The organism is Undibacterium sp. WLX3042, from assembly GCF_049544825.1.
GTDB lineage: Bacteria > Pseudomonadota > Gammaproteobacteria > Burkholderiales > Burkholderiaceae_D > Undibacterium.
The window spans coordinates 1,044,570-1,068,322 of sequence record NZ_CP186698.1; the positions used below are offsets into that span (position 1 = coordinate 1,044,570).

Annotated in this window: 18 protein-coding genes and 1 riboswitch; of the genes, 5 read left to right on the top strand and 13 right to left on the bottom strand. The window is 50.8% G+C overall.

Going from position 1 to position 23,753, the window contains the following annotated elements; translation table 11 throughout:
* Nucleotides 1-9: 9 nt before the first annotated feature.
* Nucleotides 10-1,923: a phosphomethylpyrimidine synthase ThiC gene (thiC, locus tag ACPAOP_RS04750; protein WP_423709499.1), complete on the bottom strand. Its 1,914-nt coding sequence runs from the start codon at nt 1,921-1,923 to the stop codon at nt 10-12.
* A 75-nt stretch (nt 1,924-1,998) separates the two neighbouring features.
* Nucleotides 1,999-2,102: riboswitch (TPP riboswitch) on the bottom strand.
* 149 nt (nt 2,103-2,251) lie between these two features.
* Nucleotides 2,252-4,357: a tetratricopeptide repeat-containing diguanylate cyclase gene (locus ACPAOP_RS04755; protein ID WP_423709500.1), complete on the bottom strand. Its 2,106-nt coding sequence runs from the start codon at nt 4,355-4,357 to the stop codon at nt 2,252-2,254.
* 237 nt (nt 4,358-4,594) lie between these two features.
* Between ACPAOP_RS04755 and ACPAOP_RS04760 the strand changes: the two genes are divergently transcribed.
* Both ACPAOP_RS04760 and ACPAOP_RS04765 read left to right on the top strand, forming a co-directional pair.
* A complete protein-coding gene (locus tag ACPAOP_RS04760) occupies nt 4,595-7,420 on the top strand; it encodes a valine--tRNA ligase (RefSeq protein WP_423709501.1) in 2,826 nt (941 codons plus the stop codon).
* A gap of 188 nt (nt 7,421-7,608) precedes the next feature.
* Nucleotides 7,609-8,052: a DUF2147 domain-containing protein gene (locus tag ACPAOP_RS04765; protein ID WP_423681515.1), complete on the top strand. Its 444-nt coding sequence runs from the start codon at nt 7,609-7,611 to the stop codon at nt 8,050-8,052.
* Between the two features lie 15 nt (nt 8,053-8,067).
* Here the strand turns inward: ACPAOP_RS04765 and ACPAOP_RS04770 are convergent, their stop codons facing one another.
* Nucleotides 8,068-8,337, bottom strand: a complete 270-nt coding sequence (locus tag ACPAOP_RS04770; protein WP_423709502.1) for a hypothetical protein — start codon at nt 8,335-8,337, stop codon at nt 8,068-8,070.
* A 48-nt stretch (nt 8,338-8,385) separates the two neighbouring features.
* On the opposite strand from ACPAOP_RS04770, the gene ACPAOP_RS04775 reads away from it, so the two are divergent.
* From ACPAOP_RS04775 to ACPAOP_RS04785, 3 genes are all read left to right on the top strand, one after another.
* Complete coding sequence (locus ACPAOP_RS04775) at nt 8,386-9,990, top strand: methyl-accepting chemotaxis protein (protein ID WP_423709503.1); 1,605 nt, start codon at nt 8,386-8,388, stop codon at nt 9,988-9,990.
* Nucleotides 9,991-10,115: 125 nt separating this feature from the next.
* Nucleotides 10,116-10,358, top strand: coding sequence for a YdcH family protein (locus ACPAOP_RS04780; protein ID WP_186897111.1), 243 nt, complete (start codon nt 10,116-10,118; stop codon nt 10,356-10,358).
* A gap of 296 nt (nt 10,359-10,654) precedes the next feature.
* Entirely contained in the window at nt 10,655-12,328 is a 1,674-nt protein-coding gene (locus ACPAOP_RS04785; protein ID WP_423709504.1) for a methyl-accepting chemotaxis protein, read from the top strand.
* Nucleotides 12,329-12,430: 102 nt separating this feature from the next.
* On the opposite strand, the gene ACPAOP_RS04790 is transcribed toward ACPAOP_RS04785, so the two are convergent.
* The 10 genes from ACPAOP_RS04790 to ACPAOP_RS04835 all read right to left on the bottom strand — a co-directional run bounded on the left by ACPAOP_RS04790 (nt 12,431) and on the right by ACPAOP_RS04835 (nt 23,632).
* Nucleotides 12,431-13,249 (bottom strand): DUF3025 domain-containing protein, encoded by an 819-nt coding sequence (locus tag ACPAOP_RS04790; RefSeq protein ID WP_423709505.1) that lies wholly within the window; start codon nt 13,247-13,249, stop codon nt 12,431-12,433.
* A gap of 5 nt (nt 13,250-13,254) precedes the next feature.
* The gene (gene pyrC, locus ACPAOP_RS04795; RefSeq protein WP_423709506.1) at nt 13,255-14,307 is read right to left on the bottom strand and encodes a dihydroorotase; all 1,053 of its coding nucleotides are present in this window, start codon (nt 14,305-14,307) and stop codon (nt 13,255-13,257) included.
* 239 nt (nt 14,308-14,546) lie between these two features.
* Complete coding sequence (locus ACPAOP_RS04800; protein ID WP_423681524.1) at nt 14,547-15,275, bottom strand: amino acid ABC transporter ATP-binding protein; 729 nt, start codon at nt 15,273-15,275, stop codon at nt 14,547-14,549.
* Between the two features lie 99 nt (nt 15,276-15,374).
* Nucleotides 15,375-16,067 (bottom strand): amino acid ABC transporter permease, encoded by a 693-nt coding sequence (locus ACPAOP_RS04805; RefSeq protein ID WP_423681526.1) that lies wholly within the window; start codon nt 16,065-16,067, stop codon nt 15,375-15,377.
* Between the two features lie 2 nt (nt 16,068-16,069).
* Nucleotides 16,070-16,822, bottom strand: a complete 753-nt coding sequence (locus tag ACPAOP_RS04810; RefSeq protein ID WP_423681527.1) for an amino acid ABC transporter permease — start codon at nt 16,820-16,822, stop codon at nt 16,070-16,072.
* Between the two features lie 201 nt (nt 16,823-17,023).
* Nucleotides 17,024-17,971, bottom strand: a complete 948-nt coding sequence (locus ACPAOP_RS04815) for an amino acid ABC transporter substrate-binding protein (RefSeq protein ID WP_423681528.1) — start codon at nt 17,969-17,971, stop codon at nt 17,024-17,026.
* Between the two features lie 170 nt (nt 17,972-18,141).
* Entirely contained in the window at nt 18,142-19,041 is a 900-nt protein-coding gene (locus ACPAOP_RS04820; RefSeq protein ID WP_423709507.1) for an amino acid ABC transporter substrate-binding protein, read from the bottom strand.
* A gap of 265 nt (nt 19,042-19,306) precedes the next feature.
* Complete coding sequence (locus ACPAOP_RS04825) at nt 19,307-20,593, bottom strand: Glu/Leu/Phe/Val family dehydrogenase (protein ID WP_423681530.1); 1,287 nt, start codon at nt 20,591-20,593, stop codon at nt 19,307-19,309.
* Between the two features lie 201 nt (nt 20,594-20,794).
* Nucleotides 20,795-21,748: a LysR family transcriptional regulator gene (locus ACPAOP_RS04830; protein WP_423681531.1), complete on the bottom strand. Its 954-nt coding sequence runs from the start codon at nt 21,746-21,748 to the stop codon at nt 20,795-20,797.
* A complete protein-coding gene (locus ACPAOP_RS04835; protein WP_423709508.1) occupies nt 21,749-23,632 on the bottom strand; it encodes an ABCB family ABC transporter ATP-binding protein/permease in 1,884 nt (627 codons plus the stop codon).
* Nucleotides 23,633-23,753 lie beyond the last annotated feature (121 nt).

The following is a 23,753-nucleotide window of genomic DNA, read 5'->3' on the forward strand; positions in this document are numbered from 1 at the left end:
CCTCACCGCTTACTGTTTTTTATAAATTTCAGCGCCGGATTGGATGAATTCAACCGCCTTGACTGCCATACCTTTTTTCAGCGCATCGATTTCGCTGATACCCTGATTCGCCGCGTAATCACGGACTTCCTGCGTGATTTTCATCGAACAGAAATGCGGCCCGCACATCGAGCAAAAATGCGCGACTTTGGCAGAATCTTTCGGTAGAGTTTCATCATGAAATTCGCGCGCTTTGTCAGGGTCAAGACCGATGTTGAACTGATCTTCCCAGCGGAATTCAAAACGTGCTTTCGACAAGGCGTTATCGCGGATTTGTGCACCAGGATGGCCTTTCGCCAGATCGGCTGCATGGGCGGCAATTTTGTAGGTGATGATGCCGTCTTTGACATCGGTTTTATTCGGCAGTCCCAGATGTTCTTTCGGTGTCACGTAGCACAGCATCGCAGTGCCATACCAGCCGATTTGCGCCGCCCCTATGCCGGAAGTGATGTGGTCGTAACCGGGGGCGATATCGGTCGTCAATGGTCCCAGTGTGTAGAACGGCGCTTCGTAGCATTGCTCTAATTGCAGATCCATATTTTCTTTGATCAGATGCATAGGCACATGACCCGGCCCTTCTATCATGACCTGTACATCATGTTTCCAGGCGATTTGCGTCAGTTCACCCAGCGTTTTCAATTCACCGAGCTGCGCTTCATCGTTGGCGTCGTAAATCGAACCCGGACGCAAACCGTCACCTAAAGAGAAGGAAACGTCGTAGGCTTTCATGATCTCGCAGATTTCCTCAAAATGCTCGTACAGAAAGCTTTCTTTATGATGCGCCAGACACCATTTCGCCATAATCGACCCACCGCGCGATACGATGCCTGTCATACGCTTGGCTGTCAGCGGCACATATTGCAAACGCACGCCGGCATGGATCGTAAAGTAATCGACGCCCTGCTCTGCTTGCTCAATCAGCGTGTCACGGAAAATCTCCCAGGTCAGGTCTTCCGCTTTGCCATTCACTTTTTCCAACGCCTGATAAATAGGCACGGTACCAATAGGGACCGGCGAATTACGGATAATCCATTCGCGGGTTTCGTGTATGTGTTTGCCTGTTGACAGATCCATCACGTTGTCGCCGCCCCAGCGTATCGCCCAGGTCATTTTTTCGACTTCTTCACCTATTGATGAAGTCACTGCAGAGTTACCGATATTCGCGTTAATTTTCACCAGAAAATTACGACCGATGATCATCGGTTCAACTTCCGGATGATTGATATTCGCAGGAATAATCGCACGACCGCGTGCGACTTCTGAACGCACGAATTCCGGCGTGATCTCGTCCGGAATCGATGCGCCGAAAGACTGCCCCGGATGCTGGCGTCCCATCAACTCTGCGAGTTTATTTCCCATCGGGCCGGATACTTTTAATTGCTCGAGATATGCTTTGCGTTGCAGGTTTTCGCGAATCGCGATGTATTCCATTTCCGGCGTGATGATGCCTTGCCGTGCATAGTGCATCTGCGTCACGTTTTTGCCAGCGAGTGCGCGACGTGGTTTGCGTTTCAGATTGAAACGCAGTTCCGCCAGTTTGGGATCATTCAGCCGCGCGATGCCATATTCAGACGTCGGGCCTGCCAGTTCTTCCGTATCGTTTCGCTCTGCAATCCAGCGACCGCGCACCAATGGCAGACCGGAACGGATATCGATGTTGACGTCAGGATCGGTGTACGGGCCCGATGTATCGTAGACATAAATCGGCGGATTTTTTTCAGAACCGAACATCGCTGGCGTATCAGACTGGCTGATTTCGCGCATGGGCACGCGGATATCGGGGCGACTGCCCTGTACATAGATTTTGCGGGAATTCGGCAGCGGCTGTATCGCGGCCTCATCGACTGTCGCGGTGGCGGACAGAAATTGTGGGTTGGCATTCATTTTGGCTCCTTTGCGTGTTGGCAGGAGCCAGCAAAGGAGTTTGTAAAGAGGTGGCAGTCGTCGCGAAACGACGTTGGCGTTCTTTAGCAGCTTCCCTTCGCTGGCATTATCCAGATCAGGTTCGAGGGTATTTCTCACCCGTCATCGCACAAGTGCGGACAGGACCCCTAGCATTTTTTCCGGGCAAAAACGGTGCTGCTGTTTTTTTACGGAAGACCGCCATTATAGCGGCTTCATTAAGGTTGGTAACGGTTTAATAGTGGATAAATAGAGGCTGAGCAGCAGTGTTCTTTTTTGGGCTGACTCACGATGATCAGATACACCCGTATCACTGCATGCCTGTATACGACTCCGCTGCTTTACTGACGGATAAATCGAGTTTGGGCGGACCAAAAACTTCGATCAGCTCCACCATACCGTTCGCAACTGCAGTCGAGAGATCGGTTTCCAGAACAGGTAACGCGCGTTCAGACGGCACCAGCAAGTGCGAAATGCCGTAAGCACGGTTACGGCCATTTGCCTTTCCAAGATACAGCGCCATATCGGCAATCTGCAGCACTTTTTCCCAGCCGAAAACCGACTCCGGCACATTAGAAAATGGCAGAGAAATAAAGCCCGCAGTCACCGTCACTTGTATTTCCTTGTCACCTGCCATGACGGGTTCTGTTCCCACGGCTTGCAGCAAGCGCTCGACCAGCCCCGCACTCTGGGACGGCGACGATTTCGGTGAGAACACCAGAAATTCTTCTCCGCCCCAGCGCAGCACCATATCACTATCACGTACCGCTTTGCGCAGGCGATGTGCAACTTCCATCAGTACGGCATCACCGATGGCATGACCCAGTCCATCGTTAATCTGCTTGAAATGGTCGATATCCAGCAGGATCAGGCAATCAGGATTGTTTTCCTGCGCGTCACGCCGCTCTGCTTCGGCCTGAGCAATCCTGGTCTTCATCATGTCGAGGAAAGAGCGCCGGTTGTACAGACCGGTGAGAGGATCGCGCACCGCATGAAATTCCAGCTGCGAATTTGCTTCGCGCAGTTGCAGATTAATCCGCTTGACGCGGCGATACAGCAGGAAAAGAAACGCCCCCACCAGCACCGTGAGAATCGCTGCCAGTATCGTAATGATCTGCTGCTGACGATGATTACGGATATCCGCGTCCTTCAGGTCATTTTCTTTTGCCAGCAATTCAATCTGTTTTTGTCTTTGTTGTGCGTGGAACTGTTCCTGCAAAGCGGCGACAGCCTTGGCTCTGTCTGAGCGGAATAATTCATTGCTGAGTTTTTGCTGATAGCGTACGGTCTGCAGGGCTTCTTTAAACATACCGGCACGCTCGTACATTGCTGCCTGCTCGCCAAGCACGGCTTCAGCATCCGGCTTCTGGTCAGCGTCAAGAAAGTACTGCACCACTTCATTAATCAGTTCAACACCCTGAGAAATCTTACCCTGCCCCGCCAGCGCAAACCCTATATTCACGCGGGCAACAGCAATCGATTGTTTATCCTTCAGCACTTCCGCCTGTTTCAATGCCTGCCTTGCGTAATTTTCCGCCTGCTTGTACTGATTCATGATCAGATAATGGTCACTGATGTTGATCAGGCTAGTCACCGCCATAGAGGCTAATCCGGCTTCGGTCGCAAGTTTCAGAGCGCGCTTATACGCCTCGCCAGCTTCCTCGTTTCTGTGCAGCGCCGATAAGGCAATGCCCTGACTGATATTCAGCGATGCCGCTGTCTTCGGGGAGTGCGACAAAGGCGACAAAGAAAAAGCTTCATCGATCGTTGCCAGCGCCTTTTCAGGATCTTTCATATTGGTGTACAGCTTGGCGATGGCGTCCAACTTGTACATGCGGTTTTCGACTTTGCGCGTTGTCAGCTCATCGGTCAGTCGCAGTGCTTCGAGATAATGCTGTAATGAAGCGGCAAAATTACCTGTGATGTAATACGCAGAACCAAATGCGCTCTGCAAACGCATGCGGACTTCCGCGCTGGCAGAAGTATGTAAACCAGCACTGATCTGCGACAAATTTTTCAGCGCGTCATCAGGTTTACCGTCATCAATCAGAGCATAGCTTTCCATGATGCGGGCAATCGCTGCACCGTCCTGATCGTGTTCAGATTCCGCCAGAGTTTTTAATTCAGCAATACTATTGAGCGCAGACTGTATGCGCCCTGCATCGTAATACAGGCTGACCATCACCTTGAGCGCCTCCAGACGCACCTTAGGCGTCGACTTGGAAAGCTGTTTCTGCTTCAGGTATTCCAGCTGCTTTAAAGCTTCTGTATTGTCGGTATCGGATAATTTCCGGATCCTGCTGATATGTTCAAGATCGGCTTTTTCGTCCGCTCTCGCAGGAGATCCCGATAGCGAAAGAGCTAACGCACCACAGACACACAGAGATATAAAAGTCCACGTTCTGAGGTTCGCCATCGGTATTTATAAGCAAGGAAAAGTAGAGACAAGAAGATCTATCCTAACACTATATATCGCCCGGAAATACCATTTTCGGTACAAATGTGGTGCGTCCGGAAAAACCGGTAGCAAAACTTCTACAACAATTGACAGGACTATACGGTAAAAAGCCGGACAGAATTAAGTATTAGCACGATGACAGGCACCACTGTCATTTATAATCAAAGGTTTAGCACACTCAACTTTCAGACAATCATGGAATTAGCGAAGTCTTTCGAACCGGCAGAAATCGAACAACAATGGCGCTCCGAGTGGGAGAAACGCGGTTATTTCGCGGCCAGCATGGACGATGGCAAACCCTCATTTTCTATCCAGCTGCCACCGCCGAACGTGACCGGCACGCTGCACATGGGCCACGCATTTAACCAGACCATCATGGATGGTCTGACGCGTTACTATCGTATGCGTGGTTACAACACGGCATGGATCCCCGGCACCGATCACGCCGGTATCGCGACACAAATCGTAGTGGAGCGTCAGCTCGACGCGCAAAAAATTTCACGCCATGATCTTGGCCGTGAAAAATTCCTTGAAAAAGTCTGGGAATGGAAAGAAAAATCCGGCTCCACGATCACCGGCCAGATGCGCCGCATGGGCGCGTCCGCTGATTGGGATCGTGAATATTTCACGATGGATGCCGAGCGCTCGAAATCCGTCACCGAAGTCTTTGTGCGCCTGGTCGAGCAAGGTCTGATCTATCGCGGCAAACGCCTGGTGAACTGGGACCCGGTGCTGGGCACGGCAGTCTCCGATCTGGAAGTGGTATCGGAAGAAGAAGACGGCTCGATGTGGCATATCCGTTATCCGTTTGCGGATGGTTCCGGTCATCTGACAGTGGCGACGACACGTCCGGAAACCTTGTTAGGTGACGTAGCCGTGGCCGTGGATCCAACTGACGAACGTTATATCCATCTGGTCGGCAAGATGTTGAAACTGCCGCTGACCGACCGTGAAATTCCGGTGATTGCCGACAGCTATGTTGATAAAGAATTCGGTACCGGTTGTGTGAAAATCACGCCAGCGCATGACTTCAACGATTACGCCGTTGGTCAGCGCCACAACCTCGACAAAATCAGCATCCTGACACTGGATGCAAAGATCAATGAAAACGCACCGGCGGCTTATCAGGGCATGGATCGTTTCGTCGCTCGTAAGCAAATCGTCGCCGACCTCGATGCACAAGGCTTACTCGAATCCGTTAAACCGCACAAACTGATGGTGCCACGCGGTGACCGTACGAATGTGGTGATTGAACCTATGCTGACCGATCAGTGGTTCATGGCGATGAGCAAACCTGCACCGGAAGGCACGCACTTCCCGGGCAAATCGATCGCTGAAGTCGCGATTGAAAAAGTCGCTTCCGGCGAAATCAAATTCGTGCCGGAAAACTGGACCAATACCTACAACCAATGGCTGAATAACATTCAGGACTGGTGTATTTCACGCCAGTTGTGGTGGGGTCATCAGATTCCGGCATGGTATGGCGACAACGGCGAAATTTTCGTGGCACGTAATGAGACCGATGCTAAAGCCAAAGCTGCTGCTGCAGGTTACAGCGGTACACTGAAACGCGATGATGACGTGCTCGATACCTGGTTCTCTTCTGCACTGGTCCCGTTCTCAACCATGGGCTGGCCGGAAGAAACACCGGATATCAAACACTTCCTGCCGTCATCCGTACTGGTCACCGGTTTCGACATCATTTTCTTCTGGGTGGCACGCATGGTCATGATGACCACGCATTTCACCGGCAAAGTACCGTTTAACACCGTGTATGTGCATGGTCTGGTGCGCGATTCCAGCGGTCAGAAAATGTCCAAATCAAAAGGCAACACCCTTGATCCGATTGATCTGATCGATGGCATCAAAGTCGATGATCTGGTCGCCAAACGCACGGCTGGCCTGATGAATCCGAAACAGGCAACGGCGATTGAAAAAGCCACCCGCAAAGAATTCGCCGATGGCATTCCGGCCTACGGTACAGATGCATTGCGCTTCACAATGGCGAGCTATGCTTCGCTCGGTCGCAATATCAACTTCGATCTGGGACGCTGCGAAGGTTACCGCAATTTCTGCAACAAGCTGTGGAATGCAACCCGCTTCGTGCTGATGAATACGGAAGGTAAAGATTGCGGTTTCGGCGCAGACGTGACCGATGCGGATCTCGATTATTCACAAGCTGATAAATGGATCATTTCGACGCTGCAACGCGCAGAAGCAGAAATCGAAAAAGGTTTTGCCGACTACCGTTTCGATAATATCGCTTCCGCAATTTATAAATTCGTCTGGGATGAATACTGTGACTGGTATCTGGAAGTTTCCAAAGTCCAGGTGCAACAAGGTACAGAAGCACAACAGCGCGCCACCCGCCATACACTGCTGCGCGTACTCGAAGTCACGCTGCGTCTGGCGCACCCTGTTATTCCTTTCGTGACCGAAGCGCTGTGGCAAACCGTGGCACCGCTGGCTGGTAAGACTTTAAATCCAGCAGGCGACTCCATCATGGTGCAGCCATATCCGCTTGCCGTGGCAGCGAATATCGATGAGACAGCCGAAGCCTGGATGCATGCGCTGAAAGCCATGACCGACGCTTGCCGCAATCTGCGCGGTGAAATGCAATTATCACCAGCATTGCGTGTACCTCTGCTGTTACAAGCAGCCAATGCAGAAGACAAGGCGCGTCTGCAATCCTTTGCACCGTATCTGCAGGCATTAGCCAAACTGTCTGAAGTGCAGGTGCTGGATGCTTTGCCGGAATCACCGGCACCGGTTTCCATCGTTGGAGAATCAAAACTGATGCTGAAAGTGGAGATCGATGTTGCGGCTGAACGCGAACGTCTGAGCAAAGAAATCACGCGTCTGGAAACAGAAATCGGCAAGGCAGAAGCCAAGCTCGGCAATGAAAGTTTTGTCGCGCGTGCGCCGGCTGCTGTGGTCGCCCAGGAGAAAGAAAGAATGGCGAATTTTTCTGCCACACTGGCCAAACTGCGCGAGCAATTCGGGAAATTACCTGCAGCCTGAGACGACGTATTTTGCGACTGAGCTGGTCTGCTGAATTAAAGTAGTTGCTCTAAAAATATTGTACGTGGCACAAGTATCGCCACGTACAATCAACGCTTAGGAAAGCGATCGTTAAACGTATGACGGCGTATGACAGCTGATCACAGCGGATAACATTCGCAATAATAATAAATTTATTTGGTGAGACTATGAAAAAAACAGCACTCCTGGCGACATTTCTTTCCCTCTTATTTTCCTCTTTTGCGCATGCAGAAGAAGCTGCTGTCGGCCTCTGGAAGAATATCGATGATAAAACCGGAAAACCGAAAGCACTGATCCGTATCACTGAAACCGGCGGCGAGTTACAAGGGAAAATCGAAAAATTATTTCTCGAAGCCGATGCAGATAAAAACCCTAAGTGTGACAAGTGCGAAGGCACCAATAAAGATCAGCCGATTATCGGTATGACGATTCTGTTTGGTCTGAAGAAAGACGGTAACGAATATAGCGGTGGCAAAATTCTTGATCCTGCCAACGGTAAGTTATACAGCAGCAAGCTGACTCTGGCGGATGATAAGAAAAAACTGAATGTCCGTGGTTATATCGGCACACCATTCCTTGGTCGCACACAGGTCTGGGTAAGGGAACAATAAGTCTCGCGCTGATCGCTATCGATTAAAAAAAGGAAGCCTTGTGCTTCCTTTTTTATTTTTCCCGAACAAGACCGCTGCGGTCAGGCAGATTTCAGTACAGCAGAAAACAGCCTGCTGGCTCAATCCTGCGGAGCACATCATAACTAATAAGCCGGACTGGTAAAAATAAGAACCTTCCTTGCGCAAAGAATCTCTGCCTTCAACAGCGGTATTTTTGAGAAAATAATTCCACAGGTAAATTTTTGCACTAAGATGAAACACCCTGCCCGGTACGGTCAGCAGCATCCGTAACGGATATTCTGGCAGATACTATTTATAGAAAAGAAACTGACCATGAACTACCTGACCGAACTCAAGATTCGTACTCGTCTGATGCTGGGCTTTGGCATTGTGTTGCTGTTTGCAACGGTCTTGCTGATACTCGGCTTATATAAAATGAGCCAGTTACAGGGTTCCACCGATTATATTTTCCAGACCAAAGTGGCGAGTCTGAATGCCGCTACCGAAATGCGCGAGCAAGGCCGTGCCTTAGCGCTGGTACTCAGAAAAATGAGTTCGCCGCGCGACCTGGCAGAGGCCGCGGCAGAATCGAAGCGGCTCGCCAACACACTTGAAATCTACGACAAATCTGAGACGCTGGCGAAAAAACTCATTGACGATGCGGCAGGTCAGAAAACACTGAAGCAAGCGCTGGATCAGAAAACAGCCATTCTGGCGATCTCAAAAAAAATCAATGATTTTGTCGTTGAGGGAAATTACTTCGATGCTTCTGCCCTGCTGCAAACGGAGTTCGTTGTACCCCATGAAAAATGGATGAACGAATTATCTGAACTGGCCAAGCAGCAGCATGAAGCGATGCAGATGACTTACGATGCTTCCAGCAGCAATTACAAAAAATCGCTGACCAGTATGCTGATCATCGGTTTGCTGACGCTGGCACTGGGCGGCGTCGCGGCATGGCTGATAGCCCGCAGCATTATCGGCCCAATCCGGAATGCAGCAGCATTTGCCGACCGTATCGCCAACAGCGATCTTAGTTCCAGTATGGAAGCCGAAGGACAGGATGAACTCGGCGATCTGCTGCGCTCGCTGCTGCAGATGCAAAACAACCTGCTGACAACGGTGACCCAGATCAAACAGGGAACCGAAACCATTACTGTCGCCTCGCAGGAAATTGCCCGCGGTAATGCGGATCTGTCAGGCCGTACAGAATCACAGGCAGGCTCGCTGGAAGAAACCGCCAGTTCCATGGAAGAACTGACCAGCACCGTCAAGCAAAATGCAGATAATGCGCGCCAGGCGAATCAGCTGGTCGTATCTGCTACGCAGGTCGCGGTGCGGGGTGGAAATGTGGTGAAAGAAGTGGTGACGACGATGGGGTCAATCAAAGACAGCTCTAAAAAGATTGTTGATATCATCAGCGTCATTGATGGCATTGCTTTCCAGACCAATATTCTGGCACTGAATGCTGCTGTGGAAGCCGCGCGCGCCGGGGAACAAGGCCGCGGCTTTGCCGTGGTTGCATCTGAAGTACGCAATCTGGCGCAACGCAGCGCCACCGCCGCCAAAGAAATCAAACAACTGATTGATGATTCTGTCAGCAAGGTCGATCAGGGCGGCGTGCTGGTCGACAATGCCGGCAAAACCATGGATGAAATCGTCAAGAGTGTGCAGCACGTGGCAGATATTATGAGTGAAATCACAGCGGCCAGTTCGGAACAGAGTTCCGGTATCGAGCAGGTGAACCTGGCGATTACCCAGATGGATGAAATGACGCAGCAAAATGCGGCACTGGTGGAACAAGCTGCCGCCGCTGCGGAAAGCATGGAGGAACAGGCAATGGCGCTGACGCAGGCAGTCAGTATTTTCAAGCTGCCAGGCACACACCGAGCCGGAACAATGCTCGCTGCCGGTCAGCCTGCATTGCATCTGAACTGAGTAACGCCTGAGCGCATTTGCACGCCCCGCATACTGTGAGAGAATTGATCTATATCACGATGTAAAAAGAGGAACCTGATACCATAAAGCTTGTCTGGCATTTTATTATTTTAACTGGAGCACTTATGCAAGTAGAACATCATCCTTTAGCAATGGAATTTCCTGAATTTAAAGACAAAATTCACAGCTTGAAATTGCAGAACGCGCACTTTGCAAAATTATTCGGTGAATATGATGAAACAGACAAAGCGATCAATCGTGCCGAAAATGACGTTGATCACGTGACAGATGAAGCTCTAGAAAATCTGAAAAAAATCCGTATCAGCCTGAAAGATCAGTTATTCCATTTGCTGCAGACAGCGTCCTGATCAGGATGCCTGTGCCTCCGGATAGTTGCTACTAGCCGGAGCTGGCATTCAACAGTACGTGGGATAAGACTACTTATCCGTCATAAGCGGTCCTTACACACGTTACCTGTTGAATGCTGTTCATATCTGCGACGGCCGGATATGACAATTCACGTTACACAAGTACAAACAGTATTGTTTAACGTTACCCGTTGCCGTAGCTTTTTGCGGGATATTTTTTCTTCGCCCGGACAACACTCTGATTTTTAATTCTCTCCATTTGTTTTCACAATGGCTGTATCTGCACGTCTATTACTATGAATCTCAATCACTTAAAAATCAGCACACGGCTTGGTCTTTGCTTTTTCATGATTCTGTTGCTCGCATTTATTGCGACCGGGTTTGCGCAATGGCGACTGGCACTGACCGCCTCAGAAACTAAGCTAATGATGGAACAGCCCCTGGCAAAAGAACGCATGATTTCAGACTGGTATCGCTATATTCAGGTTGGCGTCCGCCGTACTGCGGCGATCGCAAAAAGCAGTGACCCCTCGCTTGCCGGTTTCTTCTCTGAAGATGCGTCTGTCACCATGAAGGGCGCGACTGAAATGCGGGACAAAATCGAGCCCCTTTTGGTCACAGATGAAGAGAAGCGTTTGTTCACCGGAATTACAGAACAAAGGAAAATTTATACCGCTGCACGGGAAGATATTTTGCGTGCAAAAAATAGCGGTCAGGCAGATGAGGCAAACCGGATTATCGAACAGGTGTTTATGCCAGCAGCCAAGAAATATCAGGAGCTGGTGCAGCAATTGCTGGAAGCACAACGCGGACATCTGAATCAACTTGCCAACGCGGTTCAGAATAATTATCAGAGCGCAAAAAACGCGATTCTGGCGCTGTCGCTGGCAGCATTGATCTGCGGTGTGATCTGCGCCTGGCTACTGTCCCGCAGTATCACGCGTGAGCTGGGCGGTGAGCCTTCTTATGCGGCAGATATCGCACGCCACATCGCTGCCGGTAATCTGGCCACCGATATCAAGATTGAATCCAGCGATCACAGCAGCTTGCTGTATGCGATGAAAAATATGCGCGACAGTCTGGCGGAGATTGTCAGTCAGGTCAGAGCCGGTACCGAAACCATCGCCTCGGCATCAAACCAGATCGCCGCCGGTAACATGGATTTATCTGCACGCACCGAAGCAGAAGCCAGCGCACTGGAAGAGACTGCCGCCTCTATGGAAGAATTAAACGCCACGGTACGTCAGAATGCAGACAATGCGCGGCAGGCAAATCAGTTCGCAGCTTCCGCATCAGAAGTCGCGGCAAAAGGTGGCGCTGTCGTCAGCGAAGTGGTCAGCACTATGCATGGTATTAACAGTTCAGCGTCAAAGATTACCGAAATTATCGGCGTGATTGACGGCATCGCATTTCAGACCAATATCCTTGCATTGAATGCGGCAGTCGAGGCCGCACGCGCCGGTGAACAGGGGCGTGGCTTTGCCGTGGTGGCGACCGAAGTGCGCAATCTGGCGCAGCGCAGCGCGGCAGCCGCAAAGGAAATCAAAGTTCTGATCGGTGACTCGCTGGATCAGGTGCAGACGGGCAGCAAGCTGGTCGAACAGGCCGGTGCAACCATGCGCGATATTGTCAACAGCGTCGGGCAAGTGGCTGCGATTATGCAAGACATCACTAATGCCAGCCAGGAACAAAGCCTCGGTATCGCGCAGGTGAATCAGGCGATCTCGCAAATGGACGATACGACGCAGCAGAATTCTGCGCTGGTGGAAGAAGCTGCCACCGCCTCAGTATCGTTGCAGGATCAGGCGCAGAATCTGGCGCAAATGGTCAGTGTGTTTAAGCTCGCTGATCAGAGTACTCAGACGCACGTACGGCCTGTGTCAGTGAGATCGCAGAAAATCGCAGTATCTGGCGAGATGAGCACTGTGCTGCAAAAACAGAAGCAACAGCGCATCAGTGCAGCCTACTGAAACGGTGATGTCATCTCCGGCCTTTAGCGCTCTGTCGCGTTGAACGTGCCGGGCAAAACAATGCAGCTTATGTGCTTATGTAGCGGATACAGCGGACAAAATTTATGCAGCCTGTTCCGCTTTGTTTTGCCGCGCCGGACGAAATACCTGAGTGTCCTGATAAAACGCCAGATCCTGTGCATGCCACCATCCGGGAATCCCCAGCACCGGCAACGGTGTATAACCCGCTGTCGTTAGAGGCTGCGCTTGCAGTTGTGCCGTGACCAACTGATCTATCACGGCATAACGCTCCGGCGTACTCAGAGAAAAATAATCCGCATCCACGCGCACCAGCCAGCTGTGCGCCGTAATCGCCTTATACGGTTGCACCAGCTTTTCCATCAGGGCGTGACCAAAACTCAGCACTTCGGCTTGCACACCAAACTGTGCCCGGCAGTCGATAAATGCCGTGCTCCATTGATGCTGACGCAAAGCCGCCACCAGCGCATCGCCATCAGCGGAATTTTCCACCACCAGCAAGGCGGCATTTTCATCAAAAATCGTTGCAGCATCACGCGCAGGGCCACGTGATTTTCCTATCCCTAGTTCAGCAATCTGTGCCGCCTGTAAGGCATTGAGCTGACGTTTAATCCGGGGAAACGTCAGCCAGACCAGCGCATTAAAAAAATCATGCAGGTTTTCGCGGGTCGGCACATTTCCTGTCGCGCTGATATGCGCTTCGTACGCCACGCCTTCCGGCAAATCTTCCTGCGGAATGAATTGCGTCGGCAGCGAACGGTGATTCTGCAGGTGCATTTCCTGCGCCATGCGATTCAGTGCAGGACGCCACTCCGGCGCGGCAACTAACTGCATTGCCGCCGGACGTACCGTTGCAAACCAGGCTTGCGACCAGTCGATCTGATCAAAAAAACGCGATGGCATGCGACTTAATCCGCCTGCATTTTCCAATGGATGGTTTCACCGCTGTTCAGGGGCACGATGGTGGTGCCGGCAAATGGTAATTCTGCGGGTAAAGTCCAGTCTTCGCGCTGGAGTGTGATCGTGCCGCTGTTACGTGGCAGACGATAAAAATCCGGACCATTGAAACTCGCAAAAGCTTCCAGCTTATCTAAAGCGCCAGCCTGATCAAACGCCTCAGTGTACAACTCCATCGCATGCAGCGCGGTGTAGCAACCGGCGCAGCCACACGCGTGTTCTTTCAGCCCTTTAGGATGCGGCGCCGAATCGGTACCGAGGAAGAAACGGGGGCTGCCGGATGTCGCCGCTTTCAGCAGCGCCTGGCGATGCGTTTCACGTTTCAATACAGGCAGACAATAGTAATGCGGACGAATACCGCCTTTGAAAATCTCATTCCGGTTATACAGCAGATGATGCGCGGTAATCGTCGCGGCAACTGGGCCGGCAGCCTCGGCCACATACGCTGCGGCTTCGCTGGTGGTGATATGTTCAAACACTACGCGCAGTTCCGGCATGTCTTTGCGCAGCGGCTGCATGACGCGCTCGATAAAGACGGCTTCGCGGTCAAACAGATCAATCGCGGCATCCGTCACTTCACCATGCACCAGAAACGGCAGCCCGACTTCCTGCATGACTTCCAGCGTCTTGTAGCATTTTTTCAGGTCAGTTACGCCGGCATCGGAATTCGTGGTGGCACCGGCAGGATACAGTTTGACTGCATGTACAAAGCCGCTGTCTTTGGCACGGCGAATTTCGTCGGGCGGCGTATTGTCTGTCAGGTACAAGGTCATCAGCGGCTCAAACTGCATTCCGGCTGGTAAGGCGGCGAGGATGCGCTGACGATAAGCGGCCGCCTGCTCCGTTGTCGTGACCGGTGGTTTCAGATTCGGCATCACAATCGCGCGCGCGAATTGTGCTGCGGTATGCGGCAATACGCTGGCTAAGGCATCGCCATCGCGCAGATGCAAGTGCCAGTCATCGGGACGGGTAATCGTCAGTGTCTGAAGTGGGGAAGTCGTCATGGTGGCTTTCAGTAGCAAAATTCCGGATAGCCGCCATTCTACCTTTCCGGACCGTACGCAGAAAGCATAAAAATATACTCCCCCCAGTATTTATAAACACCCTTTGTTTTTGCTGACATCAGGGCGTTTTTTATAAAAACAGGGGGGTGTATATGAAAAACGCATTCCTTTGAGGGAATGCGTTTTTTGTTCAGACCGCGATCAATACACGACAGCGCAGCGCTGCGCCGACGATGTGATCAGTGCGTGATGATCTTCGCAAGGAAATCGCGGGCACGGTCAGAGCGCGCATTAGTGAAGAATTCGTCTTTCTTACAATCCTCCACAATCACACCTTTATCCATGAAGACGATACGATTCGCGACTTTTTTCGCAAAACCCATTTCATGCGTCACGACCATCATCGTCATGCCTTCTTGCGCCAGACCAACCATGACATCGAGCACTTCGTTAATCATTTCAGGATCGAGCGCCGATGTCGGTTCATCGAATAACATCGCAATCGGGTCCATCGACAAAGCGCGTGCAATCGCTACGCGCTGCTGCTGACCACCGGACAACTGACCGGGGAATTTATCTTTCTGTGCCAGCAGGCCGACACGGTCGAGATATTTCAGGCCACGTTCAGTTGCTTCCTCTTCCGAGCGCCCCAGCACTTTCATCTGACCGAGTGTCAGATTCTGGCGTATCGACAGATGCGGAAACAGCTCAAAGTTCTGAAATACCATACCGATACGGGCGCGCAATTTGGATAAATCTGTTTTCGGATCGCCGACAGAAATACCTTCCACCGTGATCTCACCTTTCTGGAATGGTTCGAGACCATTGACGGTTTTTATCAGTGTCGATTTGCCTGAGCCGGACGGGCCGCAAACCACCACCACTTCGCCTTTGGCAACCTCGGTTGTGCAATCGGTCAGGACCTGAAACTGTCCATACCACTTACTGACGTTATTTAATTTGATCATTTTTATCTCCAATATCTCAACAAGAGAAGTAACGGAAAATGTACTGGCGACAGAACCTGGCAGCGCGTTATTTTTCCGGCGTTTCTCAGGGAATAATCCTCAGCGAATAATCGCTACTTTCTGCTGCAGTTTTTTCACCAGGCTGGACAAGCCAAAGCACATAATGAAATACACGACAGCGACAAATGAATACATTTCCACCAGACGGCCATCGCGTTGTGCGACTTTGGATGCCGCACCGACAAAGTCAGTGATCGACAATACATACACCAGCGAAACGTCCTGGAACAGCACGATGGTTTGCGTCAGCAATACCGGGATCATGTTACGGAAAGCCTGTGGCAACACGATGTGTCCCATGGTCTGCCAGTAATTCATGCCCAGTGCATAACCGGCCCAGATCTGGCCGCGCGGAATCGACTGAATGCCGGAGCGCATGATTTCGCAATAATACGCGGCCTCAAACATCACAAACGTGATCAGACTCGACGAAAACGCCCCCACCTGTATCGGCTCGGTTGCACCGGTCAGCCAGGCACCGATGTACGGTACCAGAAAGTAAAACCAGAAAATCACCATCACCAGCGGAATCGACCGCATGATGTTGACATAGGTTGTTGCCACCAGTGAAATCAGTTTATTGCTGGACAGGCGCATCATTGCCAGTATGGTACCGAGTACCGTACCGCCTATCATCGCCATGAAGGTCAGCTTGAGCGTGAATGTCATGCCGGTCGTGAAAAGATAAACCCACGAACGCTGGATGACATCAAAATCGAAATTAGAAAACATGATTAATGCCCTCCTGTCTTGGCAGAACCCGAAGTGATGAAGCCGGGCACTGCGAGCAGTTTTTCCAGCACGTTGGCCAGTACCAACGCAATCACGGATACGATCAGATAAATCAGAGTAGCGGCAGTAAATGCCTCAAATACCTGGAATGAAAATTCCTGCATGGAGCGGGCACTGGCTGTCAGTTCCATCAAGCCAATCGTCAGCGCAACCGAGCTGTTTTTGATAATCGCCGCCAGTTCATTCGTCAGTGAAGGAATGATGATGCGGAACGCCATCGGCAACAGCACGTAACGGTAAGTTTGCGGCAAGGTCAGCCCTAAAGCCGTGCCCGCCATACGCTGACCGCGTGGTAACGCGTTAATACCGGCAGACACCTGTACCGCAACACGTGCCGAAGTAAAGAAACCTAAGCTCAGCACGGCAGTGATAAACGGCGCATTCGGCATGGATTTGAGCCAGTTGCCCATCTCTGTCGGTACCAGTTCCGGCATCACGAAATACCAGAGAAACATTTGCACCAGCAACGGTATGTTACGGAACAATTCTACGTAGCCATTCGCCAGCTTTGCTGCCCATTTATTCGGTGCGGTGCGTATCGTACCTATGATCGCCCCCAGAATCAGGGCGATAATCCACGCCAGTCCTGCTGTGGCTAAGGTCCACAACACGCCGGAAAGCAAAGAATCAAGATAGGTGCCGCTGCCGTCAGGCGCAGCCTCCCAAAAAATATTCCAGTTCCAGTTGTAATTCATCTTACTCCCCTAAAACAAACACCCATCATCTTATTGTCCGGACACAGTATTCCTCTGTCGTGACATCTTTTGTATCCAGGTGCAGAACACCGGATAGCTGCAACGCTGGAAATGCACGGCCAGCTCGCCGGCCATCCAAAAATAAAACGGGAGGCAAGTAACACCCCCCGTCAAGATGACTTCGATCTCAACTACTAAAAATTATTTTTTCTTCTTCAATACTGCTTTTTGTGCTTCCGGTACTGCAGCGTAAGCAGAAGGCTCACCGGAATCAGTTGGTTTTGCCATCACTGCTTTAAGTTGCTCAGAAACAGGCCAGTTCAGAGAAATACCTTTTGGCGGAATCGGTTGCATGAACCATTTGTGGTAGATGCGGTTGATATCACCCGAAGTCAGAACATTGCCGATCGCTGTATCAACCACTTTCTTGAAGGCAGGATCATCTTTACGCAACATGATGCCGTATGGTTCTACCGACAGCGCTTCTTTGCTGATCTCATATTCGCCAGGATTCTTGGAATTAGCCGCCAGCGATGCCATCAGAATATCGTCCATGACGAAAGCAACGGCACGTCCGGTTTCCACCATCAGGAACGCTTCAGCGTGATCTTTGGCCGGCAAAATATTCATGCCCAGATTCTGATCAGCATTGAGTGTGGTCAGCTGTTTCAGATTGGCTGTACCGGATGTCGATACCACTGCTTTACCTTTCAGGTCAGCCAGCGTTTTGATATTGGAGGATTTTTTTGCCAGGATACGGTTTGCTGTAACGAATGTCGTCGGTGCAAATGCCACCTGTTTTTGACGCTCAACGTTATTCGTTGTCGAGCCGCACTCAAGATCGATCGTGCCATTCGCCATCAGCGGAATACGGGTTGCGGATGTGACAGGATTGAGTTTGACATTGAGACTGCTCAAACCGAGTTGCTTTTGCACTGCGCTGACGATCTTCATGCACAAATCAATCGAATAACCCTGATATGATTGCTTATCGTCCAGATACGAAAACGGGATAGAAGAATCACGCACACCCAAAGTGATGGTGCCGGTATCTTTAATTTTTTTCAGTGTACCGGTTTCCTGTGCTTGTGCTGCACCAGCAATCGCACCTGCGCTGAGCATCAGCGCCAGAATTTTAATCAATTTCATACTATCTCCCAAAGTTAAACCAAAAGATCATCCAGCTAACGCAAAGTTTATCAAAACCACTTCACCGCAGATTCTTATTTTCGGCGATTTTAATAAGTAAAAACACGTATCTCATCGAAAAAAGTGACTAATCCTGTCACAAAAGGACGAAGTTCTGTCCTTTTTGATAATTAATAATCACCCACTTTATCGTTAGGAAAACGGATTGTGTCCCGCAACAAAACGCCCATAGGCATATTCAGGTTAGCACCTTTAGGCGGGATTGGCTTCTTAAACCATTTTTCATACAGCTTAGTCAACTCGCCATCGTTCATCATCCTTGCCATCTCACGGTCCAGCAATTCTTTGAACGCATTATCGTCTTTACGCAACATGATCGCATAAGGCTCTGTCGATAAGGAGTCGCCGACGACAGCAAATTTTTCCGGATTCTTGCTGTTGGCGCGGAATCCATACAGCAATACGTCATCCATAGGAAACGCATCGGCCTGGAATGTTTCAACCATGCTGAACGACTCCGCGTGATCAGTGCCCTCCAGTAAACGCAGATTCAGGCTACGCGCCTTATCCCTGTCATGTAACAATTTCACAGTGGTCGTGCCTTTGGTCGTGACGACTTTTTTATCTTTCAGATCTACCCAGTTTTTAATGCCGGCGTCAGCACGCACCAGCATACGGGTGGCGGCAAAAAAATGCGGAATCGTGAAGCTGACTTGCTTGCGACGCTCTGCATTGTTCGTTGTGGAGCCACATTCCATATCTGCTTTACCTTCAACAATGGCAGGAATACGGGTACTGGGAGTCACCAGCAAATAGTGCACCTTCAGATTCGGCGCTTTCAGTTCTTTCTTGATGGCCTCGACAAATTTGTGGCAGATGTCAACGGCATAGCCGGTCGGTACCTTGGCATCCGTCATGTAAGAGAACGGCAAAGATGCCTCGCGATGCGCAATTGTGACTGTCTGGGTTTCTTTGATATGGCTGAGCGTATCTGCCATCACTGAGGGGGAAAAGCTAAGAGCGAGAATACATAGTGACCAGAATTTCATCCGGCAGGTAACGGCTTTCATACAAACTCCTTTTAATCATGCTCAGGATAGTAATGAAAAATCTTTCCTTGTTTCAACCAAATATCTCTCTGTTTACAAAATTTAATTCGGTTCCGGCTGCTATTTTGCAGAAAATTTCAAAAATAATTACAAAAAAGCACAATACCCACGGTTTTGTATTCCGGCAGAGAATACAGAACCGTGGGTATTACGCTCTCAAAAAACACCGCCTGACGGCGATTGCAGACGATGCAGCGTCTGCCGCATCGTCTTATCAACGCAAAGATTACGGATACAGACCGCGTACTTCACGTGCCTGCAATACACGGGAACAACCAATAATGAAGGCTGCCGTACGCAAAGACACTTTTTTATCTTCGGTCACCTGCCATACTGAATTGAATGCATCACGCATGATGCGGGTCAGACGCTGATTAATTTCGTCTTCGGTCCAGAAATAGCTGGAGAAATCCTGTACCCATTCAAAGTACGACACAGTCACACCACCTGCATTGGCGATCACGTCAGGCACTACCAGCACGCCTTTGTCGCGCAAAATATCATCGGCTTCAGGTGTCGTCGGGCCGTTCGCGCCTTCCAGGATGATGGAAGCACGGATCTGGTTCGCATTTTTTGCTGTGATCTGCTGTTCCAGCGCGGCCGGAATCATGATGTCGCAATTGACTGCCCAGAATTCTTCATTCGGCAGCACTGCTTCAATTTCTTTGAAACCGGCGACACTGCCTTTTTCAGCAACGTGTGCCAGAAGTTTGTTCACGTCCAGACCGTTAGAATGGAAAATCGTGCCGCCATGATCCTGCACTGCGACGATTTTTGCACCGGCTTCCGCAAACAGACGTGCAGCAATACCGCCTACATTACCGAAACCCTGTACTGCAATTTTTGCGCCGACGACATTCAGGCCACGTTTCGCTGCGGCTTCACTACCGACCACAAACACGCCACGTCCGGTCGCCTCGCGGCGACCCAGACTGCCGCCGAGAGAAATCGGCTTACCTGTCACAACGCCAGTCGCAGTGCGGCCTTCGTTCATCGAATAGGTATCCATCATCCACGCCATCGTCTGTTCGTTGGTGTTGACGTCGGGCGCCGGAATATCTTTGTCCGGGCCAATGATGATACCGATTTCAGAGGTATAACGACGTGTCATCCGCATCAGTTCGCCGCGGGATAAAGTTTTAGGATCAACGCGGATACCGCCTTTTGCGCCACCGTAAGGCACGTTCACCGCGGAGTTTTTAATTGTCATCCAGGCCGACAAGGCCATCACTTCAGACAAGGTCACATCCTGGTGGAAACGCACGCCACCCTTTCCCGGGCCGCGCGAGGTGTTGTGCTGTACACGATAGCCTTCAAAATGAGAAATGCTGCCATCATCACGTTCAATAGGTACATCAACAATCAGGATACGTTTCGGACGTTTCAGCGTTTCCACCCAACGCGACAGATGGCCGAGGTAAGGGGTAACACGATCGATTTGCTCAAGGTAAACGGACCAAGGACCTGTCTCTGTCGGGGTAAGATAGGACGGGATCTGGTGTTGGCTGGACATGGTATGACCTCCTGATATGTTGAGATAGTTTTATCTGTCTTTTCCGGAATACTGTTTGCAGTTTCATCCGGAAGATGATGCATGGTAGTCTTCCCGCGTGAAATTCAGCCAATGCTTTGTTTGCATCAATCTATGCAAGAAACGCATAACTTTAATATAGGCGATTTCAGCATCAATCCGGCGCGCTGCCAGCAACCGTAATCAGGAGGATTTCTTCTGTTTCGTAGCGGTTTTTTTCTGCAACTCTTCGAGATATTCCCATAAGCGCGACACGATCATTTTTCCCGGACGCTGCGCCGAAGGTCGTTCACGATACAAACGAATTTCCATGTTAACTTCCCACGCACCGCTGCCGCCATCTGCGCGTGCCAGCAACTTTTGCTTCACTTCACGCGTCACCGCAGACTCCGGCAAAAAGGCGATGCCGCGCCCTTCCAGCGCCATCATTTTCAAGCCCTCGGCCATATCTGTTTCATAGCGTTTCTCCAGATGCAAAGGCATACGGCCATCATTCAGAATCAGATCCACCATACGTCCCAGATAAGCATTGTTTGCATAAGCTAAAAATGGCAAAGGTGCTTTATCCGTACCGGGAAATTCAAACGCAGGCACGCCTTGCTTATTGCAGCGAGTGTAGGCACGCAAAGCCTCGGTGCCCATGCTGATCATGTCGTACTGGCTTGCGTCCAGCAGCAAAGGTTGACGCGGGTGGTGATAACACAGCAGCAGGTCACAACCGCCTTCGACTAGCGTCATGACGGCGTCATGCACATTCAGCGCCAGCAGACGGCTGTTGATTTCCCCAAATGCAGATTCAAGGCCGGTCAACCAGCGCGGCACGTAGGTCAGTGACAAGGTGTGTGGTACTGCAAAATCGACGGTGGTTTGTGTACTCGGGCGTTTTCCGCGCAACAAAGCACGGGCGTTATTGATCTGCCCCAGCATCGCCAGCGCCTGCTCATAAAACACTTCACCGGCGTGTGTTAAGCGTGTCGGATAAGAAGTGCGGTCGATCAGATCGCTGCCCAGCCATGCTTCCAGCGATTGTATGCGCCGCGAAAAAGCCGGTTGCGTGACATGTCTTAATTCTGCCGAACGGCTGAAACTATTGGTCTCTGCAAGCGAGACAAAATCTTCTAACCACTTGGTTTCCATTTACGCCCCCGCTGCCGACAAAGACTGCGCTGATAGTGTGCTGCCGTCTTCGTCACTGACCTCATTACCGCTGCTTTGCTGGCGCTCCCACATCTGTGCGTACGCTCCTTGCAGTGCCAGCAAATCCTGATGTGTACCGCGCTCGATAATCCGGCCTGTATCCATGACCAGAATCTGTCCGGCATCAACGATGGTCGATAAGCGGTGCGCGATCACAAGACTGGTGCGGCTGCGCGCGATTTCTTTCAATTGCGCCTGTATCATCTGCTCGGAACGGGAATCCAGCGCCGACGTGGCTTCATCGAAAATCAGTATCGACGGATTTTTTAATAAGGTGCGGGCGATCGCCACACGCTGTTTTTCACCACCGGATAATTTCAGCCCGCGCTCGCCCACCATGGTGTTGTAACCATCGGGTAATGTCTCGATAAATTCATGAATATAAGCAGCTCTGGCAACGGCAATGATTTCATCTTTGGTCGCACCCGGTTTGCCGTACGCGATGTTGTATTCAATCGTATCGTTAAACAGCACAGTATCTTGCGGCACGATGCCTATCGCGGCACGCACAGAAGCCTGAGTCATATCGCGCAGATCCTGACCGGCAATGCTGATGCTGCCACTCTGAATATCGTAAAAACGAAACAGCAAACGTGACAAGGTTGATTTACCGGAACCGCTGTGACCAACCACCGCCGTGGTCGTTCCGGCGGGGATAGTGAAATCGACATCAAACAGAATCTGACGATTGCTTTCGTAGCTGAAATTAACATGTGCAAAGCGTATCTCTGCACCATTCTGCGCGGTGATCAGCAGCGGCTTTGCCTCAGCAGAATCAGCAATATCCTGGTTCTGATCGAGCAGTGAAAACAGTTTCTCAATATCGGCCAGGCTTTGCTTAATCTCACGGTAAAGCACACCCAGAAAATTGAGCGGCATATACAGCTGCAGCATGAAAGAATTGACCAGCACCAGATCGCCGAGACTCATCGTGCCATCGATCACACCCTGCGTCGCACGCCATAAAATCAGTGTGATGGCGCTTGCAATAATCAGTGATTGTCCGGTGTTCAACAGCGATAAACTGCTTTGCGATTTGACCGCGGCCGTCTCAAAATTTTTCAGTCCCTGATCGTAACGCTGCGCTTCGTATTCTTCATTGCCGAAGTACTTGACCGTTTCATAATTCAGTAAAGAATCAATCGCCTTGGTGTGTGCTTTCGAGTCCAGCTCATTCATCGTGCGGCGGAAATGGGTGCGCCATTCGGTCACGGTGATCGTGAAAATAATATACATCACCAGTGCGCCGAAAGTAATCACGCTGAACCAGATGTCGTAATGCGTACTCAGATAAACCAGTACCAGCGAAATCTCCAGCAAAGTCGGCACGATACTGAATAGTGCATACGACACCAGCGATGAAACGGCACGGGTACCGCGTTCGATATCGCGGGTGACACCGCCGGTCTGGCGATTCAGATGAAAACGCAAAGACAAGGCGTGCAAATGCCGGAACACCCGCAATGCTATCGTGCGTACCGCTCTCTGCGTTACTTTGGCAAAAATGAATTCACGCAGTTCGGTGAACAAAGTCGTCGATAAGCGCAACGCACCATAGCCGATCAGCAGACTCACCGGCAATACCATCAATGCCGCCGGATGGCTTGCCGTTACGGTCAGGCTATCGACCAGTTTTTTCAGTACCACAGGAACGCCGACATTCGCCAGCTTGGCGCCGACCAGAAATGTCAACGCCAGTAATACCCGCCATTTGTAAGCCCATAGATAGGGCAACAAAGTTTTAATGGTCGAGAAATCGCCGCGTGGCTGGTCAGTCGGTGGTAGGTGGGAAGCACTGTTACCTGTATTTTCTCTGCGACGCATCGTAAGAGTCTTTTCCTGAAGTGGTTTATCATGTCGGCAATGCCTGCAATTTGCGCAAAGAATTCTGAGCAACACCATCCGGTCTGATCGTTTACCCTTCTCAGAGCATGATTCCCGATGA

Bases quoted from the DNA above. Each gene is read 5' to 3' on its own strand.
- thiC (WP_423709499.1), bottom strand. From the start codon at position 1,923: ATGAATGCCAACCCACAATTTCTGTCCGCCACCGCGACAGTCGATGAG.
- ACPAOP_RS04755 (WP_423709500.1), bottom strand. From the start codon at position 4,357: ATGGCGAACCTCAGAACGTGGACTTTTATATCTCTGTGTGTCTGTGGT.
- ACPAOP_RS04760 (WP_423709501.1), top strand. From the start codon at position 4,595: ATGGAATTAGCGAAGTCTTTCGAACCGGCAGAAATCGAACAACAATGG.
- ACPAOP_RS04765 (WP_423681515.1), top strand. From the start codon at position 7,609: ATGAAAAAAACAGCACTCCTGGCGACATTTCTTTCCCTCTTATTTTCC.
- ACPAOP_RS04770 (WP_423709502.1), bottom strand. From the start codon at position 8,337: ATGCTGCTGACCGTACCGGGCAGGGTGTTTCATCTTAGTGCAAAAATT.
- ACPAOP_RS04775 (WP_423709503.1), top strand. From the start codon at position 8,386: ATGAACTACCTGACCGAACTCAAGATTCGTACTCGTCTGATGCTGGGC.
- ACPAOP_RS04780 (WP_186897111.1), top strand. From the start codon at position 10,116: ATGCAAGTAGAACATCATCCTTTAGCAATGGAATTTCCTGAATTTAAA.
- ACPAOP_RS04785 (WP_423709504.1), top strand. From the start codon at position 10,655: ATGAATCTCAATCACTTAAAAATCAGCACACGGCTTGGTCTTTGCTTT.
- ACPAOP_RS04790 (WP_423709505.1), bottom strand. From the start codon at position 13,249: ATGCCATCGCGTTTTTTTGATCAGATCGACTGGTCGCAAGCCTGGTTT.
- pyrC (WP_423709506.1), bottom strand. From the start codon at position 14,307: ATGACGACTTCCCCACTTCAGACACTGACGATTACCCGTCCCGATGAC.
- ACPAOP_RS04800 (WP_423681524.1), bottom strand. From the start codon at position 15,275: ATGATCAAATTAAATAACGTCAGTAAGTGGTATGGACAGTTTCAGGTC.
- ACPAOP_RS04805 (WP_423681526.1), bottom strand. From the start codon at position 16,067: ATGTTTTCTAATTTCGATTTTGATGTCATCCAGCGTTCGTGGGTTTAT.
- ACPAOP_RS04810 (WP_423681527.1), bottom strand. From the start codon at position 16,822: ATGAATTACAACTGGAACTGGAATATTTTTTGGGAGGCTGCGCCTGAC.
- ACPAOP_RS04815 (WP_423681528.1), bottom strand. From the start codon at position 17,971: ATGAAATTGATTAAAATTCTGGCGCTGATGCTCAGCGCAGGTGCGATT.
- ACPAOP_RS04820 (WP_423709507.1), bottom strand. From the start codon at position 19,041: ATGAAAGCCGTTACCTGCCGGATGAAATTCTGGTCACTATGTATTCTC.
- ACPAOP_RS04825 (WP_423681530.1), bottom strand. From the start codon at position 20,593: ATGTCCAGCCAACACCAGATCCCGTCCTATCTTACCCCGACAGAGACA.
- ACPAOP_RS04830 (WP_423681531.1), bottom strand. From the start codon at position 21,748: ATGGAAACCAAGTGGTTAGAAGATTTTGTCTCGCTTGCAGAGACCAAT.
- ACPAOP_RS04835 (WP_423709508.1), bottom strand. From the start codon at position 23,632: ATGCGTCGCAGAGAAAATACAGGTAACAGTGCTTCCCACCTACCACCG.